The organism is Streptomyces sp. NPDC002817 (assembly GCF_053592055.1).
The window spans coordinates 250,851-265,316 of record NZ_JBSFUY010000007.1 but is presented as its reverse complement, the minus strand read 5'-3'; the positions used below and the strand labels follow the sequence as shown (position 1 = coordinate 265,316).

The following is a 14,466-nucleotide window of genomic DNA, read 5'->3' as shown; positions in this document are numbered from 1 at the left end:
CTCCGGGAGAGCGTGGTTACCCTTCGTGGATGACCGCTGCTGACTTCGCCACGTACATCGCGGGTCTCCCCCGTGTCCTCGCCGGTGCCGCCGCCCTCTTCCGGGACGCGGCGGGCCGGGTGCTGCTCGTCGAGCCCAACTACCGTGACGGCTGGGCGCTTCCGGGCGGCACCGTCGAGTCCGACGACGGCGAGACCCCGCGCCAGGGTGCGCGCCGGGAGACCGCGGAGGAGATCGGCCTCGAGCGGGAGCTCGGCCGGCTGCTCGCGGTGGACTGGGTGCACGGGACGGCGGCACGGCCGCCGCTGGTGGCGTACCTCTACGACGGCGGGGTGCTCGGCGAGGACGACTTCAAGGCGATCCGGCTGCAGGAGGAGGAGCTGCTGTCCTGGCGGCTCGTACCGCGCGAGGAGCTGGCCGAGTATCTGCCGGGTGCCTTGGGCCGCCGGGTGCTGGCCGCGCTGGACGTGCTCGCGGGCGGCGCGGGGACGGCCGAGCTGGAGAACGGGCACCGGGTCGTCTGACGCCGCGTGGGAGCGCGGCCCGTCAGTGCCGCAGACGGGTGTTGAGGCGGGCGGCCTGCCGGGTCAGGTGGTCGCGTTCGGCGAGGTCGGTGGCCTTGCGGGCGGCCTCGGCGTACAGCCGTGCCGCGGTCGTCGGGTCGCCGTCGCGCTCGTGGAGGTACGCCGCCACCGCGGTGTGGCGGGGCACGGAGTCCTCCAGCGCCGCGAGGGCCGCGAGGCCCGCGCGCGGACCGTCGGCCTCGCCGACGGCGACCGCGCGGTTGAGCCGGACGACGGGGCTGTCGGTCAGTCGGGCGAGTTCGTCGTACCACTCGACGATCTGTACCCAGTCGGTCTCCCCGGCGGTGGGCGCGTCCGCGTGGAGTGCCGCGATGGCGGCCTGGGCCTGGAACTCGCCCAGCCGGTCGCGGGCCAGGGCGCTCTGGAGGATCTCGACGCCCTCGGCGATCGCCCCGGTGTCCCAGCGGCCGCGGTCCTGCTCGGCGAGGGTCACCAGGCTGCCGTCGGGCGCGGTCCGGGCGGCACGGCGGGCGTGGTGGAGCAGCATGAGGGCGAGCAGCCCCGCCACCTCGGGGTGGTCGATGACGGCCGCGAGCTGCCGGGTGAGCCGGACGGCCTCGGCGGCGAGGTCGACGTCGCCGGAGTAGCCCTCGTTGAAGACCAGGTAGAGGACGCGCAGCACGGTGGCGACGTCACCGGGCCGGTCGAACCGTACGCCGGAGACGGTGCGCTTGGCTCGGCTGATGCGCTGCGCCATGGTCGCCTCGGGCACCAGGTACGCCTGGGCGATCTGCCGGGTGGTGAGGCCGCCGACGGCGCGCAGGGTGAGGGCGACAGCGGACGACGGTGTCAGCGAGGGATGGGCGCACAGGAAGTAGAGCTGGAGCGTGTCGTCCACCGCGGGCGCGGGTCCGGGCACCGGCTCCTCGTCGAGACGGTCCTCACGCCGGCGCCGGGCGGTGTCCGCGCGGGTGGCGTCGAGGAACTTGCGCCAGGCCACGGTGACCAGCCAGCCCTTCGCGTCCCGCGGAGGGTCGGCCGGCCAGACGCGGACCGCCTCGACGAGCGCGTCCTGCACGGCGTCCTCGGCCGCCGCGAAGTCTGCTCCGCGGCGGACGAGGACGGTGAGCACGCTCGGCGTGAGGCTCCTCAGCAGGGCCTCGTCCATCAATGACAGTCCGCGGTGGTGGAGGGCGCGGACAGGAACGGGCGCAGTTCGAGCCACTCGTGGATCGGCTTCCCGCCCGCCCCGGGAGCGGCGGACAGTTCCCCGGCCAGCTCGACGGCGCGCTCGTAGGTGTCGACGTCGATCACCATCCAGCCGGCGATGACGTCCTTGGTCTCGGCGAAGGGACCGTCGGTGACCGGCGGGCGGCCCTCACCGTCGTAGCGGACCCACGCGCCCTCGGGGGCGAGCGCCTGCCCGTCGACGAACTCGCCGCTCTTCTCCAGCCGGTCCGCGAAGTCCCGCATGTACTGCACGTGCGCCGAGATCTCCTCCGGCGTCCACTGGTCCATGGGGACGTCGTTCACCGCGGCCGGGGCTCCCCGGTAGTGCTTCAGCAGCAGGTACTTGGCCATGGTGGTTCTCCTCGGTACTGGTGCGGCCCATTGTGGCCGCGTTCATCCCTGGGACGGAGCGGGTCACGGGTTCTCTACATCACCGTCCAAGATTCTTTTGGAGACGGGTGCGGCCGTACGACGAGGACGACGGCCGACCCACACGCTTCCCGGGCCCCGGGAGCGGACATCATGCACCCATGACGCCTGGGACCAAACGGAAGTGGGTGTGGGGAGGCCTGGCCGCGGTCACCTTCTTCGTATGGGCTCTTCTCTGGGGCCCGTGGCTGCTCGAGGGCCGTCACGTCCGTGACGACGACGGCGACCTGGTCTCCTCCGCCGGCATCATCATCACCGGTCTCCGTACCGCCCTCATCGCCATCGCCGCCGGCGCGATCGCGGGGCTCGGTCTCTGGTACACCCACAAGAACCACGAACTGAGCCGGGAGGAACAGGTCACCGACCGCTATGTGGAGGCCATCAAACTCCTCGGTTCCGAGAACCTTCACGAACGGCTGGGCGGCATCTACAGCCTCGAACGCATCATGAAGGACAGCGAGAAGGACCAGGCCACCATCATCGAGGTACTCGCGGCGTTCATCCGTACGCCCGCACCGGGCCAGCGGGAGCACGGTGCGCCGACGGAATCCCGGTCGAGGGCGGACGGCAACGCGCAGTTCGACGATCCGCCGGATCCCCCCAGCCGGGACAATCCCGCCATCCCGCTGTCCGTCGACGTCCAGGCCGCCCTGACGGTTCTCGGCCGCCGCCCGGACCTCGACGGAACGCCGATGGCCGACCTGCGGCGCATCGACTGGCACAACACCGACCTGGAGCACGCGAACCTCCAGCGCGTGGATCTCACGGGGGCGGATCTCAGAGGGGCACAGCTCAGAGGGGCCGACCTCACGGGGGCGGATCTGACGGGTGCCCAGCTCAAGAAGGCGGATTTCAAGGACGCCCGGCTCCATGGAGTGGATCTCAGATCGATGGAACTGAGATGGGCCGACCTCAGAGGGGTGGATCTCGCCGGAGTGGACGGCAGGGACATGCGCCCGACACGAGTGGACCTCTCGGGCGCCCAGCTCACCGGAGCGGACTTCCGCAGGGCCGACCTCCGCAGCGTCTACCTCAGAGGGGCCGACTTCACGCGTGCTCAGCTCATGCAGGCGGACCTCACGTCGGTGGACCTCTCGGACGCGGTGTTCACAACGGCCGATCTCAGAGGCGCGCGCCTTCATGCGGCGCACCTCGTCCATGTCGATCTCAGAGGAGCGGACCTCAGAGCGGCCGAAGGGCTGACGGTCCAGCAGCTTCTGCACGCCCAGATATACGACGACACGAAACTCCCCAAGGACATCAAGGCGGACCGCCGTATCAAAGACCACATCAGGACATGCGAGGCGATGGCCCGGTGGAGAGAGGAGGTGGAGACACCGAAGAAGCGCGGTAGGACAACCGCCGACCAGCCGCGACGCTGACGCCCGGTTCAGCCCCTCCCCCGGCCGATATCCCTTCGCCGTCGACGGGCGACGGTCCTATCCTCGCCGTATGAACAGGCCCCTCGTCGCCCTTCTCAGTGGCGCAGGCATCTCCACCGACTCCGGGATCCCCGACTACCGCGGTCCCAACGGGCTGTGGCGGAAGGACCCCGAGGCCGAGAAGCTCGTGACGTACGGGTACTACATGGACGATCCGGAGATCCGGCGCCGCTCGTGGCTGATGCGGCGCGAGAACCGGACGCTCAAGGCCGAGCCGAACGCCGCGCACATCGCCGTGGCCGAGCTGGAGCGCTCCGGGGTGCCGGTGCGGGTCATCACGCAGAACGTGGACGGGCTGCACCAGCTCGCCGGGATGCCGGCCCGCAAGGTGCTCGAACTGCACGGCTCCGCACGGAGTTTCGTGTGTACGAAGTGTCATGCGCGGGGGCCCATGGAGGACGCCCTCGCCCGGGTCGAGGCCGGCGAGGAGGATCCGGCGTGCCGGGAATGCGGCGGGATCCTCAAGTCGGCGACCGTGATGTTCGGTGAACGGCTCGACCCGGTGGTGCTCGGCGAGGCGGCCTCGATCACCAAGGCGTGCCAGGTGTTCATCGCCGTCGGCAGCACCCTCCAGGTCCAGCCCGCCGCCGGGCTCGCCGGTGTCGCCGCCGACCACGGGGCGCGGCTGATCATCGTCAACGCCGAGCCGACGCCGTACGACGAACGCGCCGACGAGGTGGTGCGGGAGCCGATCGGGACGGCACTGCCGAAGCTGCTGCGGCGGCTTCGGGAGGAGGGCGCTCCTCGGCCGATGTGACGCGGTGCCCTCCTGAGCGCGTGACGGGCCGCCGGCCTCAGAACAGTGCCGCTCCCCGCTCGAAGTCCAGCAGTCGCTGCTTGCGTTCCAGTCCGCCGCCGTAGCCGGTCAGGCTGCCGTCGGCGCCGACGACGCGGTGGCAGGGGACGATGATGCCGATCGGGTTCTTGCCGTTGGCGAGGCCGACCGCGCGGGAGGCGCCGGGGTTGCCGAGGGCGTCGGCGAGGTCGCCGTAGGTGCGGGTCTCGCCGTGGGGGATGCGGAGCAGCTGCTGCCAGACGCCGCGCTGGAACGGGGTGCCGTCCAGGTGGAGTTCGAGGGTGAACTCCTTCAACTCCCCGGCGAAATAGGCCGCCAGCTGGTCGGCCGGCTCGCCGAAGGGGCGGTCGTCGCGTTCGCCGAAGTTCTCCTGGGGCGGGCGGTGGCGCTGGTCGGTCATGTAGAGGCCGCTGAGGGTGCCGTCCGTCGCGACGAGGGTCAGCGGGCCGTACGGGCTGTCGATCGTGGTGTGCTGTTTCACTGAACTCACGGAACTCACGGAACGTCCTTATACCGGGAGGAAGTTGATCGGGTGACCGTCGGTCGCCCACAGGTACTGGACCGCGTACGCCCGCCAGGGCCGCCAGGCCGCCGCCCGCGCGGTCAGCGCGGCCGGGGTCGACGGGAGGCCCAGCTCCTGGGCGGCCTTGCGGATGCCGAGGTCGGTGGGGAGGAAGGCGTCGGGGTCGCCGAGGGCGCGCATCGCGATGACGTCGACCGTCCAGGGGCCGAAGCCGGGCAGGGCGAGGAGGCGGGCGCGGGTCTCCGTCCAGTCGCCCTCCACACCCAAGTTGAGTGAGCCGTCCGCCAGTTGGGCGACCAGGGTGGTGAAGGTCGCCCGGCGGGTGCGGGGCATCGCCAGTGACTCCGGGTCGAGGGCGGCGAGCGCCTCCGGGGACGGGAAGAGGTGGGTCAGGCCGCCGCCGGGGTCCTCCAGCGGCTCGCCGTGCGCGGTCACCAGACGGGCCGCGTGGGTGCGGGCCGCCGCCGTGGACACCTGCTGCCCGAGGACCGCCCGTACGGCGAACTCCGCCTCGTCCACCGTCCGCGGCACCCGCCGCCCCGGAGCCTTGTCGACCAGCGGCGCCAGCACCGGGTCCGTGCGCAACTGGTCGTCGATCGCGACCGGATCGGCGTCCAGGTCGAGCATGCGCCGGCAGCGGCTGATGGCGACGGTCAGGTCGCGCAGATCGCTGAGGGTGAGGCGGCAGGCGATGTGGTCGGGGTTCGGGGTGAGCGTCACGATGCCGTGGCCGTACGGCAGCCGGAGCGTGCGCCGGTACGCGCCGTCCCGCCACTCCTCCACCCCCGGTACGGCGGTCGCCGCGAGGTGGCCGAAGAGGTTGTCGGGGTTGAGGGGGGCGCGGAACGGCAGACGCAGGGTGAGGGCGCCCGGGGTGCTCGCGGGGTTGCCCTTCTTCGGCGCCCGGGTGCGCAGTTCGCTCGGGGAGAGGGCGAAGACCTCGCGCACGGTGTCGTTGAAGGTGCGGATGGAGGAGAACCCGGCGGCGAAGGCGATCTCCGCCATCGGCAGCGGGGTCGTCTCGATCAACAGCCTTGCCGTCTGGGCGCGTTGGGCCCTGGCTAGGGCGAGCGGGCCCGCGCCGAGCTCGGCGAGGAGCTGGCGCTCGATCTGCCGGGTGCTGTAGCCGAGCCGGGAGGCGAGTCCGGGCACGCCCTCGCGGTCGACGATGCCGTCGGCGATCAGCCGCATCGCCCGGGCCACCAGGTCCGCGCGCTGGTTCCACTCGGGGGAGCCGGGGCTGGTGTCCGGGCGGCAGCGCTTGCAGGCCCGGAAGCCGGCCTGCTGACAGGCGGCCGCGCTCGGATAGAACGTCATGTTCTCCGGCTTGGGCGGCACCACCGGACAACTGGGCCGGCAGTAGATCCGGGTCGTCAGGACCGCCGTGAAGAACCACCCGTCGAACCGGGCGTCCTTGGACTGGACCGCGCGCACGCAGCCCTCGGTGTCGGTGTGCATCCCCTTCTGCATACGTCCAGCATGGGGCAGTCACCGGGCATGGGCTGGCGGGAATCCGACATCAACCTCACGCTTCCTGCGGTGTCCCGGATCGCCGAGCGGATTCGTGCAGCAGCCGCAGCCCGTTCAGCCCGACCAGCACGGTCGAGCCCTCGTGACCTGCGAAGCCGAGCGGCAGGGGGATTCTGCACCACGAGCCGACGGGCGGCCCGGGACAGCCCGTACGACCGCGGGCACGGGCCTGATCACCCCGCTGGGCTTCGCGGCCCCGCGGGACGGCTGGGGCAGACCATGAGCGGGGCCGAGCTGGGGTGTGAACTGGGTGACGCGGGCGGGCCGTTGCTGGTCGCGGCGGCGACGCCGGCCCACAGGTACGGGACGCCGGCGCTGCTGCCGGCGTGTGGGCCGGCGGTGACCGTGGCGGTGGGGGTACGGCGACGGGCGGTCGCCGGACGCTGCTGACGGCCCCGAGCCGGCACGGGCACCCTGTGAGCGGCCCGCTCACGCCCCTCGCGTCCGAGCCGCCAGCAAGGCGATGTCGTCGCGCGCCGATCCCGTCGCGGCGTGCGCCAGGATCCCGTCGAGGATCTCGTCCAGGCCTCCGCCGGGCTGCAGGCGCAGTTCCGTCAGCCGGTGCAGGGAGACGTCGATGTCCTCGCCCCGGCGTTCCACGAGGCCGTCGGTGTAGAGGAGCAGCACCCCGCCCGGGACGCTCGGGCGGGTGACCGTCTCGTAGACGCCCATGCCGGTGCCCAGGGGTGGGCCGGCGGGCAGCGGGACCAGTTCCACGCGGCCGTCGGGCAGGATCCGCAGCGGTGGCAGGTGGCCGGCGTTGGCGTAGCTGACCGTGTCCGTGGCCGGGTCGCCCAACGCCAGCAGGCAGGTGGCGACGCGGTCGAAGCCGGACCCGGCGACCATGCGGTCGGCGGCGGCGAGCATCTCGTGCAGGGGCATTCCGGAGGAGGCGAGGGCGCGCAGCATGGAGCGGTAGTGGCTCATCGCGACGGCGGCCTCGACGCCGTGGCCCATGACATCGCCGATGACCAGCAGGTTGCGGCCGTGCGGAAGCGCCAGCGAGTCGTACCAGTCGCCGCCCACGACCGCGCTGTCGTCGGCCGGGAGATAGCGGGAGGCGGTCTCCAGGTCCGGGTGCGGCAGGGTCGGCTCGCTGAGCAGGGCCCGCTGGAGCTCCAGGGCCATGGTGTGCTCGCGGCTGTAGCGCTGGGCGCGTTCCATGGCGTGGGAGGCGCGCCCCGCGAGTTCCTGTGCCACCACGGCGTCCTCGACGGTGAAGGCGGGTGAGGAGCCCGCCCGGACCATGGCGAGGACGCCCACGCTGCGGGAGTCGGTCCGCAGGGGCACGACCAGCGTGGAGTGGATCCCGGCGGCGCGGTAGCGCTCCAGCCGCTCCGCGTAGGGCCCTCTGGGCCGGACCCGGGTCGGCATGGTCGTCACGAACGGCCGCCCGCGTTCCAGACAGCGGCGCATGGGGGACGTCGGCCCGTGATCGTTCACGTCGTCCGGGCCCGCCAGTCCACCGAGCCGCACCGCGAGCTCCGGCCGGGCGCTCACGGCGGCCCGCCGCATCCGCATCACCCCGGCCGAGGCGGCCCGCGGGGAGCTCACCGGTTCGTTCTCCACGACCAGCTCGACCGAGGCGCCGTCCGCGAGGTCGCGGACGACGAAGTCGACGAGTTCCTGGCAGGTGGTCTCCAGGTCCAGCGTGGTGCCGATCCGCAGGGTGGCCGCGTGCAGCATGGCCATCCGGCCGTGGGCCCGTTCCAGCTCGTTGAGGTAGCGGCGCGGCTCGGTGACCTCCACGCCGATGGCCACGAGTCCGACGATCTCGCCGCGCTCGTTCTGGAGCCGGTGGTACGTGCTGTGCCATTCCCGCGGCTCACGGGAGGTCCCGGCACCCATGTCCCCGGCGATGAGAACGTCTCGCGGCCGCCCGTCCCGCAGCACCGCCCGCGGCACCTCCTCCGGTCTCTCCACCCCCGGTATGACCTCGGCGAGGGTCCGTCCCAGCTGTTCCTCGGCCGGTACGCCGACGATCCGGGCCATGTGGGGGTTGACGTACACATAGCGCAGCAGGGTGTCGAGGACCGCCACGGCCGCCGCCCCGCCCTCCACGATCTCCCGCAGCACGCGGTATTCACGCCCCAGCTCCGCGGTCGCGCCCGCCAGCAGCGTCTCGACGTCCTCGGACAGCAGGGTCCGTGGGAGGGGGAAGTCCGACCCCACAGGAACCTCCCGTTCGCCAGGGCAGTGGGTTCCATGATCGGGCGGCCGCGGCCGAGGTGCACCCGGACACGCCCCGGTCGCCGGGCCGGGTGTTGTCGCCGCTGCCGCTCGCGGTGTTCGTGCCGGTGTACGGCCGAGCCGCACCCTCTGACGGCGGAACGTGGGGCTGACACCCGTAAGGAGCCGCGTTCCGCGGTAAAGACCCTGGTCAGCGCCACCGCGGTGCCATGCTCCAGCCGGTGCGGGCCCTGTGATCGGTTGCGGGGTGTCGGGACGGTTCCCACCGTGGGCGCAAGAGCAGCTGCTTTCAGCGCGTCGAAAGGAACTCCATGCGCGCCCTAGTCTCCCGCGGTCTCCTCGTGCCGCCCCTGATCTGTGCCGCGCTGATCTTCGGACCGGCCGGCACCGCCGCCGCCGTCGGCGACGCGGGCCGAGAAGTGCCGGGCCTGAGCATCAGCGAGGCCGCCCCGCACTCCGGCGCCGAGACGGACACGCTCCTAGACCACGACGGCGCACTGGCGCCCCTCCTCGACACGGTCGCGGACGTCGGAGAGGTGAACGGCACCCGGCTCGCCCCGGAGGCGGCGGCCGCGTACGCGGAGGAGCTGCGGGCCTGGAACCTGACCGTCCAGGAGCGCCTGAAGAGCCTGGACCGCCCCGCCGACCGGTCCGTGGCGGCCGATCCGGTGGGTGACCTGCTGTCCTCGCTCACGTCCGCGGTCCAGGGTCTGATCAGCGCGTTGACCTCGCTCGACCTCGGTGGAGTGCTGAGCGCGGTCACCGGCCTGCTGTCCCCGGTGCTGGGCCTGGTCACCGGGCTCCTCGGCGGCGGCCTGCCGGAGGTGCCGGCGCTGCCCGTGGCGTAGTGACGGCTTCGCCTGCCGGGCCGCCCGGAATCCCCGGGCGGCCCGGCCGCGTACGGTCGCCCGCGTCAGCCGACCGCGGCGGCGAACACCCCGTACGCGCCCTCGTCGAACAGGACGAACCTGATCTCCTCGACCTCGGTCTTCGCGGCCCGTACCGTCTCGACGGCGATGCGGGCCGCGTCCTGCATCGGCCAGCGGTAGACGCCGGTGGAGACGGCGGGGAACGCGACGGTGCGGGCGCCGAGTTCGTCGGCGACGCGCAGGGATTCGCGGTAGCAGGAGGCCAGCAGGTCGGAGCGGTCCTCGGAGCGGCTGAACACGGGCCCCACGGTGTGGATCACCCAGCGGGCGGGCAGATCGCCCGCCGTGGTCGCCACGGCGCGGCCTGTCGCCAGGCCCTTGCCGTACCGGGAGGCACGGAGCTTGCGGCAGTCCTCCAGGATCGCCGGGCCGCCGCGGCGGTGGATGGCGCCGTCGACCCCTCCGCCGCCGAGCAGCGAGGAGTTCGCCGCGTTGACGATGGCGTCGGCGCTCTCGCCGGTGATGTCGCCCTGGACGAGCGTGATGGTGGTCATGTCTGCCGCAGCCTCCTCCATACCGCCTTCGCCGCGTTGTGCCCGGACATGCCGTGCACGCCCGGGCCCGGCGGGGTGGCGGACGAGCAGATGAACACGGCCGGGTGCGGGGTGGCGTACGGGGACAGGGACAGCTTGGGGCGCAGCAGGATCTGCAGTCCGGTGACCGCGCCGGAGCCGATGTCGCCGCCGACGTAGTTGGCGTTGCGGGCGGCCAGTTCGGGCGGGCCGGCGGTGGCGCGGGCCAGGACCAGGTCGCGGAACCCCGGGGCGAAACGCTCCAGTTGGCGCTCGATGGCGTCGGTGAGGTCCCCGGTCCAGCCGCTGGGGACATGGCCGTAGGCCCAGAAGACCTGCTTGCCCTCGGGGGCCCGGGTGGGGTCCACCACGCTCGGCTGCACGGTGATCAGGAACGGTTTGTCGGGGGCCCTGTCCTCCCGGGACGCCGCGCGCAGGGCGGTGCTGATCTCGGCGGTGCTCGCGCCGATCTGCACGGTGCCGGCGGTGCGGGGCTCCGGCGCGGTCCAGGGCACCGGGCCGTCGAGGGCGTAGTCGACCTTGAAGACGCCCGGGCCGTACCGGTAGTTGTCGTAGTAGCGGCCGAAGCCGGCGATACGGGCCAGCGCGGTGGGCGAGGTGTCGAAGATGTAGGCGCGGGCGGGCGGCAGGTCGTCGAGGCGTTTGACCTCGTAGTCGGTGTGGATGGCGCCGCCGAGGTCCTTCAGGTAGGCCGCGAGCGCGTCGGAGATGGACTGGGAGCCGCCGCGGGCGACGGGCCAGCCGCGCGCGTGCGCGGCGAGCGCGAAGACCAGGCCGATGGCGCCGGTGGCGAAGCCGGAGAGGGGCGCCATGACGTGCGCGACGAGACCGGCGAACAACGCCTTGGCGCGCTCGTCGCGGAAGCGGCGCAGCAGCCAGGTCGACGGGGGCAGTCCGACGAGGCCGAAGCGGGCGAGGGTCACCGGGTCGCGGGGCAGCGCGGTCAGCGGCAGCGACATGAAGTCCCGGACCAGGGTGTCCCATCGGGGCAGGAACGGCTCGACCAGCCTGCGGTAAGCCCCCGCGTCGCGCGGCCCGAACGAGGCGGCCGTCTCGGCGACCGAACGGGACAGCACGGCGGCGGTGCCGTCGGTGAAGGGGTGGGCCATGGGGAGGTCGGGGTGCAGCCACTCCAGGCCGTACCGCTCCAGCGGAAGGGCGCGGAACGCGGGCGAGTTGATGCCCAGGGGGTGTGCCGCGGCGCACGGGTCGTGCCGGAAGCCCGGCAGCGTGAGTTCCTCGGTGCGGGCTCCCCCGCCGACGGTGTCGCGCGCCTCGAAGAGGGCCACGGAGAAGCCGCGGCGGGCCAGCTCCACGGCAGCGGTCAGCCCGTTCGGTCCCGCACCCACCACGCATGCATCAAGCATCGACGGCACCTTCGGACCCCTTCGTCAGCCGATGGCCACTGGATCAGGATAGGACGGGGCACCGTCGGCCCCGGGTCGCGGGGGACTCGAGCGCGGGCGGTGTCCGGACGGTCACCTTCGGTGGCGCACCTCGCGACCCGCGCGCACCCGTCCGCCGAGCCGTGCCTCAGACCCCGCCCGCCAGCAGCCCCACGATCCGCCGTGCCGTCGCCGCGTCCCGTGCCGTGGTGAACGGCAGGGTGTTGCCGCCGGTGATGCGGAACGGCTCACCGGTGACGGTCAGATGGGCGCCGCCCGCCTCCTCGACGAGGAGCAGGCCCGCCGCGTGGTCCCAGGCCGCCTCCCAGGAGAAGGCGGTGGCGTCCAACCGGCCACGGGCGATGGCGAGATACTCCAGCCCTGCGGAACCGCAGGCGCGGGGAGCGATGCCGTCCGTCCACAGCCCCAGCAGGGCGCGCTTCTGCTCGTCCGTCGTGTAGTCCGGGTGGGAGGTGGCCACTTCGAGGTCCCGGCCGGGCTCCGGCGGTCCAGCGAACAGCCGCTCGCCGTCGAGGAACGCGCCCTGGCCCCGTACGGCGGTGGCGAGTTGGTCACGAGCCGGTGCGTAGATCCACGAGGCGCGCAGCACGCCGCCCTGGGCGAGCGCGACCAGGGTGCTGAAGCCGTCCTCCCCGCGCACGAACTGCCGTGTCCCGTCGACCGGGTCGACGATCCAGACCGGGGCGTCGCCCCGTATCGCCTCGTACGAGGCCGGGTTGGCGTGCACCGCCTCCTCCCCGACCACGACGGAGCCGGGCAGGAGGGCGCCGAGCGCCTCGGTGAGGTGCTGCTCGGCCAGCCGGTCGGCGTCCGTCACCAGGTCGTGCGGCCCGCTCTTCTGGTCGACCTCGTGCGCGGCGAGCTGACGGAAGCGGGGCATGATCTCGGCCGCGGCGGCCTTGCGGAGGGCCTCCTCCACGTCGGCCGAGTGGCGGGCGAGAAACTCGTCGATGGTTTCCGTGTCTTCGATCATGACTCCATAAGAGCACGCCCCACTGACAATCCCCACCCGATGGGTGGACTGTGGGTGGAATCACGCTGAATACCGGGATATGGGATCAACGGCCGGGAGTGGGCGTGGCGTGGGCTCAGCGGCCCACCGCGTACCCCTGCATCCCCCGCGGATTCGCCGCCGCCGACAGGATTCCCGTCTCCGGGTCCCGGGCGACCGCGCACAGCCGCCCTTCCGACCAGGGATCGCTCACGGTGACGTCATGCCCGCGCCGCCGCAGCTCCTCCACGGTCTCGGTGCCCATCCGGGCCTCGACCGTCACGCTGCCGGGCCGCATGCCGCGCGGGTAGAAGGACCCCGGGAAGCTGTCGTTGTGCCAGTTGGGCGCGTCGATCGCGCCCTGCAGGTCGAGGCCTCCGCGCACCGCCGGGCGCAGCGCGACCGCGAGGAAGAAGTGCAGCTGCCACTGGTCCTGCTGGTCCCCGCCGGGCGTGCCGAAGGCCATGACGGGCACACCGTCGCGCAGCGCGATCGAGGGCGTGAGGGTGGTCCGGGGGCGGCGGCCCGGCGTCAGCGAGTTCGGCAGGCCCTCCTCCAGCCAGGTCATCTGGAGCCGGGTACCGAGCGGGAAGCCCAGTTCGGGCACGACGGGGTTGGACTGGAGCCAGCCGCCGCTGGGGGTGGCGGCGACCATGTTGCCCCAGCGGTCGACGACGTCGAGGTGGCAGGTGTCGCCGCGGGTGGTGCCGTCGGCGGCCACGTCGGGTTCGCCGGGCACCGGGGAGGCCGGGCCCTTGGCGACGGTGGGCTCCCCCGCCCCCATGGGGCTGAAGCCGGGGTCGTCCGTCGCGACCACGTGCGCGTGCGCGCACAGCCTGGGCGCGCGCCCGCCGGGGCTGCCGGGCCGCAGTTCGTACGAGGCCTTGTCGCCGACCAGGGCCCGCCGTCCCGCGTTGTACGCGTCCGTGAGCAGCTCGTCGAGCGGCACCTCGGCCGCGTCGCCGTACCAGGCCTCGCGATCGGCCATGGCGAGCTTGCAGCCCTCGATCAGCAGGTGGACGTAGTCGGCGGACCCGTATGCCGGCAGCTCGGCCGGGAGCAGCGCGAGTTGCTGGAGGAGCACCGGGCCCTGGCTCCAGGGGCCTGCCTTGCAGAGTGTCCACCCCTGCCAGTCGTACGTCGCCGGGGTCTCGTACGTCGCGGACCACCCGGCGAGGTCGTCGGCCGTCAGCGTGCCGGTGTGCCGCCTTCCGCTGGTGTCCATGGTGGGCCGCCGCGCCTGCCGTACGAGCGCCTCGCCGATGAACCCGGTCCGCCAGATCTCCCGCGCCGCCTCGATCTGTGCGACCCGGTCGCCCGCCGCGTCGACCTCTGCGAGCAGCCGCTTCCAGGTGGCGGCCAGCGCGGGGTTGCGGAACAGCTCGCCCGGCCGGGGAGGCTGTCCGCCGGGCAGGTAGATCTCCGCCGACGAGGTCCACTCGGTCTCGAACAGCTCCCGGACGGTCTCGACGGTCGCCCCGACGTTGTCCACGGGCGCGTGCCCGTCCTCGGCGTACCCGATGGCGTACCGGAGCACCTCGGCGAGGGGCTTGGTCCCGTGATCGCGGAGCAGGAGCATCCAGGCGTCGAAGGCGCCGGGGACGGCGGCCGCGAGGGGGCCCGTTCCGGGGACGAGATCCAGCCCGAGTTCCTTGTAGTGCGCGACGGACGCTCCGGCCGGGGCGACGCCCTGTCCGCACAGCACCCGTACCCCGCCGCCGGCCGGGGCGAGCAGGATCGGCACCTCACCGGCGGGCCCGTTGAGGTGCGGCTCGACCACGTGCAGCACGAACGCCCCGGCCACGGCAGCGTCGTAGGCGTTGCCGCCGTCCTCCAGCACGGCCATCGCCGACTGCGAGGCGAGCCAGTGGGTGGAGGACACCATGCCGAAGGTGCCCTGGAGGGTGGGTCGGGTGGTGAACACGGGCGGACTCCTCACTGCG

At 72.9% G+C, this 14,466-nt stretch carries 14 protein-coding genes; 5 read left to right on the top strand and 9 right to left on the bottom strand.

What is annotated here, in order from left to right; all coding sequences use genetic code 11:
- Positions 1-29: 29 nt before the first annotated feature.
- Positions 30-524 (top strand): NUDIX hydrolase, encoded by a 495-nt coding sequence (locus tag ACWD3I_RS16575; protein ID WP_365411349.1) that lies wholly within the window; start codon positions 30-32, stop codon positions 522-524.
- A 22-nt stretch (positions 525-546) separates the two neighbouring features.
- Here ACWD3I_RS16575 and ACWD3I_RS16570 read toward each other — a convergent pair whose 3' ends face one another.
- Together ACWD3I_RS16570 and ACWD3I_RS16565 are read right to left on the bottom strand one after the other, a co-directional pair.
- A complete protein-coding gene (locus ACWD3I_RS16570; RefSeq protein ID WP_365411346.1) occupies positions 547-1,692 on the bottom strand; it encodes an RNA polymerase sigma factor in 1,146 nt (381 codons plus the stop codon).
- Positions 1,692-2,105 carry a YciI family protein gene (locus tag ACWD3I_RS16565; RefSeq protein ID WP_365411343.1) on the bottom strand — a complete coding sequence of 138 codons (414 nt, stop codon included), beginning with the start codon at positions 2,103-2,105 and terminating at the stop codon, positions 1,692-1,694. Before ACWD3I_RS16565 ends, ACWD3I_RS16570 begins: the two co-directional genes overlap by 1 nt.
- A gap of 179 nt (positions 2,106-2,284) precedes the next feature.
- On the opposite strand from ACWD3I_RS16565, the gene ACWD3I_RS16560 reads away from it, so the two are divergent.
- On the top strand, positions 2,285-3,565 hold the full coding sequence (locus ACWD3I_RS16560) for a pentapeptide repeat-containing protein (RefSeq protein ID WP_365411340.1): 1,281 nt from the start codon (positions 2,285-2,287) through the stop codon (positions 3,563-3,565).
- 70 nt (positions 3,566-3,635) lie between these two features.
- Positions 3,636-4,382 carry an SIR2 family NAD-dependent protein deacylase gene (locus tag ACWD3I_RS16555; protein ID WP_365411337.1) on the top strand — a complete coding sequence of 249 codons (747 nt, stop codon included), beginning with the start codon at positions 3,636-3,638 and terminating at the stop codon, positions 4,380-4,382.
- A gap of 37 nt (positions 4,383-4,419) precedes the next feature.
- Here the strand turns inward: ACWD3I_RS16555 and ACWD3I_RS16550 are convergent, their stop codons facing one another.
- Positions 4,420-4,902, bottom strand: a complete 483-nt coding sequence (locus ACWD3I_RS16550; RefSeq protein ID WP_365411381.1) for a methylated-DNA--[protein]-cysteine S-methyltransferase — start codon at positions 4,900-4,902, stop codon at positions 4,420-4,422.
- Positions 4,903-4,929: 27 nt separating this feature from the next.
- On the bottom strand, positions 4,930-6,414 hold the full coding sequence (locus ACWD3I_RS16545) for an AlkA N-terminal domain-containing protein (RefSeq protein ID WP_365411334.1): 1,485 nt from the start codon (positions 6,412-6,414) through the stop codon (positions 4,930-4,932).
- Positions 6,415-6,693: 279 nt separating this feature from the next.
- Between ACWD3I_RS16545 and ACWD3I_RS16540 the strand changes: the two genes are divergently transcribed.
- Complete coding sequence (locus tag ACWD3I_RS16540; RefSeq protein ID WP_451084108.1) at positions 6,694-6,864, top strand: hypothetical protein; 171 nt, start codon at positions 6,694-6,696, stop codon at positions 6,862-6,864.
- Positions 6,865-6,903: 39 nt separating this feature from the next.
- Here ACWD3I_RS16540 and ACWD3I_RS16535 read toward each other — a convergent pair whose 3' ends face one another.
- Positions 6,904-8,646, bottom strand: coding sequence for a SpoIIE family protein phosphatase (locus ACWD3I_RS16535; RefSeq protein ID WP_365411331.1), 1,743 nt, complete (start codon positions 8,644-8,646; stop codon positions 6,904-6,906).
- 329 nt (positions 8,647-8,975) lie between these two features.
- On the opposite strand from ACWD3I_RS16535, the gene ACWD3I_RS16530 reads away from it, so the two are divergent.
- Positions 8,976-9,512, top strand: a complete 537-nt coding sequence (locus ACWD3I_RS16530; protein ID WP_365411328.1) for a hypothetical protein — start codon at positions 8,976-8,978, stop codon at positions 9,510-9,512.
- Between the two features lie 65 nt (positions 9,513-9,577).
- On the opposite strand, the gene ACWD3I_RS16525 is transcribed toward ACWD3I_RS16530, so the two are convergent.
- The 4 genes from ACWD3I_RS16525 to ACWD3I_RS16510 form a co-directional block, all read right to left on the bottom strand.
- A complete protein-coding gene (locus ACWD3I_RS16525; RefSeq protein WP_365410415.1) occupies positions 9,578-10,087 on the bottom strand; it encodes an O-acetyl-ADP-ribose deacetylase in 510 nt (169 codons plus the stop codon).
- The gene (locus ACWD3I_RS16520) at positions 10,084-11,493 is read right to left on the bottom strand and encodes a phytoene desaturase family protein (protein ID WP_365410412.1); all 1,410 of its coding nucleotides are present in this window, start codon (positions 11,491-11,493) and stop codon (positions 10,084-10,086) included. The genes ACWD3I_RS16525 and ACWD3I_RS16520 overlap by 4 nt, the downstream gene beginning before the upstream one ends.
- A 166-nt stretch (positions 11,494-11,659) precedes the next feature.
- Positions 11,660-12,505, bottom strand: a complete 846-nt coding sequence (locus ACWD3I_RS16515; RefSeq protein WP_365410409.1) for an inositol monophosphatase family protein — start codon at positions 12,503-12,505, stop codon at positions 11,660-11,662.
- 115 nt (positions 12,506-12,620) lie between these two features.
- Positions 12,621-14,447 (bottom strand): gamma-glutamyltransferase family protein, encoded by a 1,827-nt coding sequence (locus tag ACWD3I_RS16510; RefSeq protein ID WP_365410406.1) that lies wholly within the window; start codon positions 14,445-14,447, stop codon positions 12,621-12,623.
- Between the last annotated feature and the right edge of the window lie 19 nt (positions 14,448-14,466).

What these genes read in the sequence shown, in the direction of transcription:
- ACWD3I_RS16540 (WP_451084108.1), top strand. Translation starts at nt 6,694, where the DNA reads ATGAGCGGGGCCGAGCTGGGGTGTGAACTGGGTGACGCGGGCGGGCCG.
- ACWD3I_RS16520 (WP_365410412.1), bottom strand. Translation starts at nt 11,493, where the DNA reads ATGCTTGATGCATGCGTGGTGGGTGCGGGACCGAACGGGCTGACCGCT.
- ACWD3I_RS16570 (WP_365411346.1), bottom strand. Translation starts at nt 1,692, where the DNA reads ATGGACGAGGCCCTGCTGAGGAGCCTCACGCCGAGCGTGCTCACCGTC.
- ACWD3I_RS16575 (WP_365411349.1), top strand. Translation starts at nt 30, where the DNA reads ATGACCGCTGCTGACTTCGCCACGTACATCGCGGGTCTCCCCCGTGTC.
- ACWD3I_RS16565 (WP_365411343.1), bottom strand. Translation starts at nt 2,105, where the DNA reads ATGGCCAAGTACCTGCTGCTGAAGCACTACCGGGGAGCCCCGGCCGCG.
- ACWD3I_RS16525 (WP_365410415.1), bottom strand. Translation starts at nt 10,087, where the DNA reads ATGACCACCATCACGCTCGTCCAGGGCGACATCACCGGCGAGAGCGCC.
- ACWD3I_RS16555 (WP_365411337.1), top strand. Translation starts at nt 3,636, where the DNA reads ATGAACAGGCCCCTCGTCGCCCTTCTCAGTGGCGCAGGCATCTCCACC.
- ACWD3I_RS16545 (WP_365411334.1), bottom strand. Translation starts at nt 6,414, where the DNA reads ATGCAGAAGGGGATGCACACCGACACCGAGGGCTGCGTGCGCGCGGTC.
- ACWD3I_RS16530 (WP_365411328.1), top strand. Translation starts at nt 8,976, where the DNA reads ATGCGCGCCCTAGTCTCCCGCGGTCTCCTCGTGCCGCCCCTGATCTGT.
- ACWD3I_RS16515 (WP_365410409.1), bottom strand. Translation starts at nt 12,505, where the DNA reads ATGATCGAAGACACGGAAACCATCGACGAGTTTCTCGCCCGCCACTCG.
- ACWD3I_RS16560 (WP_365411340.1), top strand. Translation starts at nt 2,285, where the DNA reads ATGACGCCTGGGACCAAACGGAAGTGGGTGTGGGGAGGCCTGGCCGCG.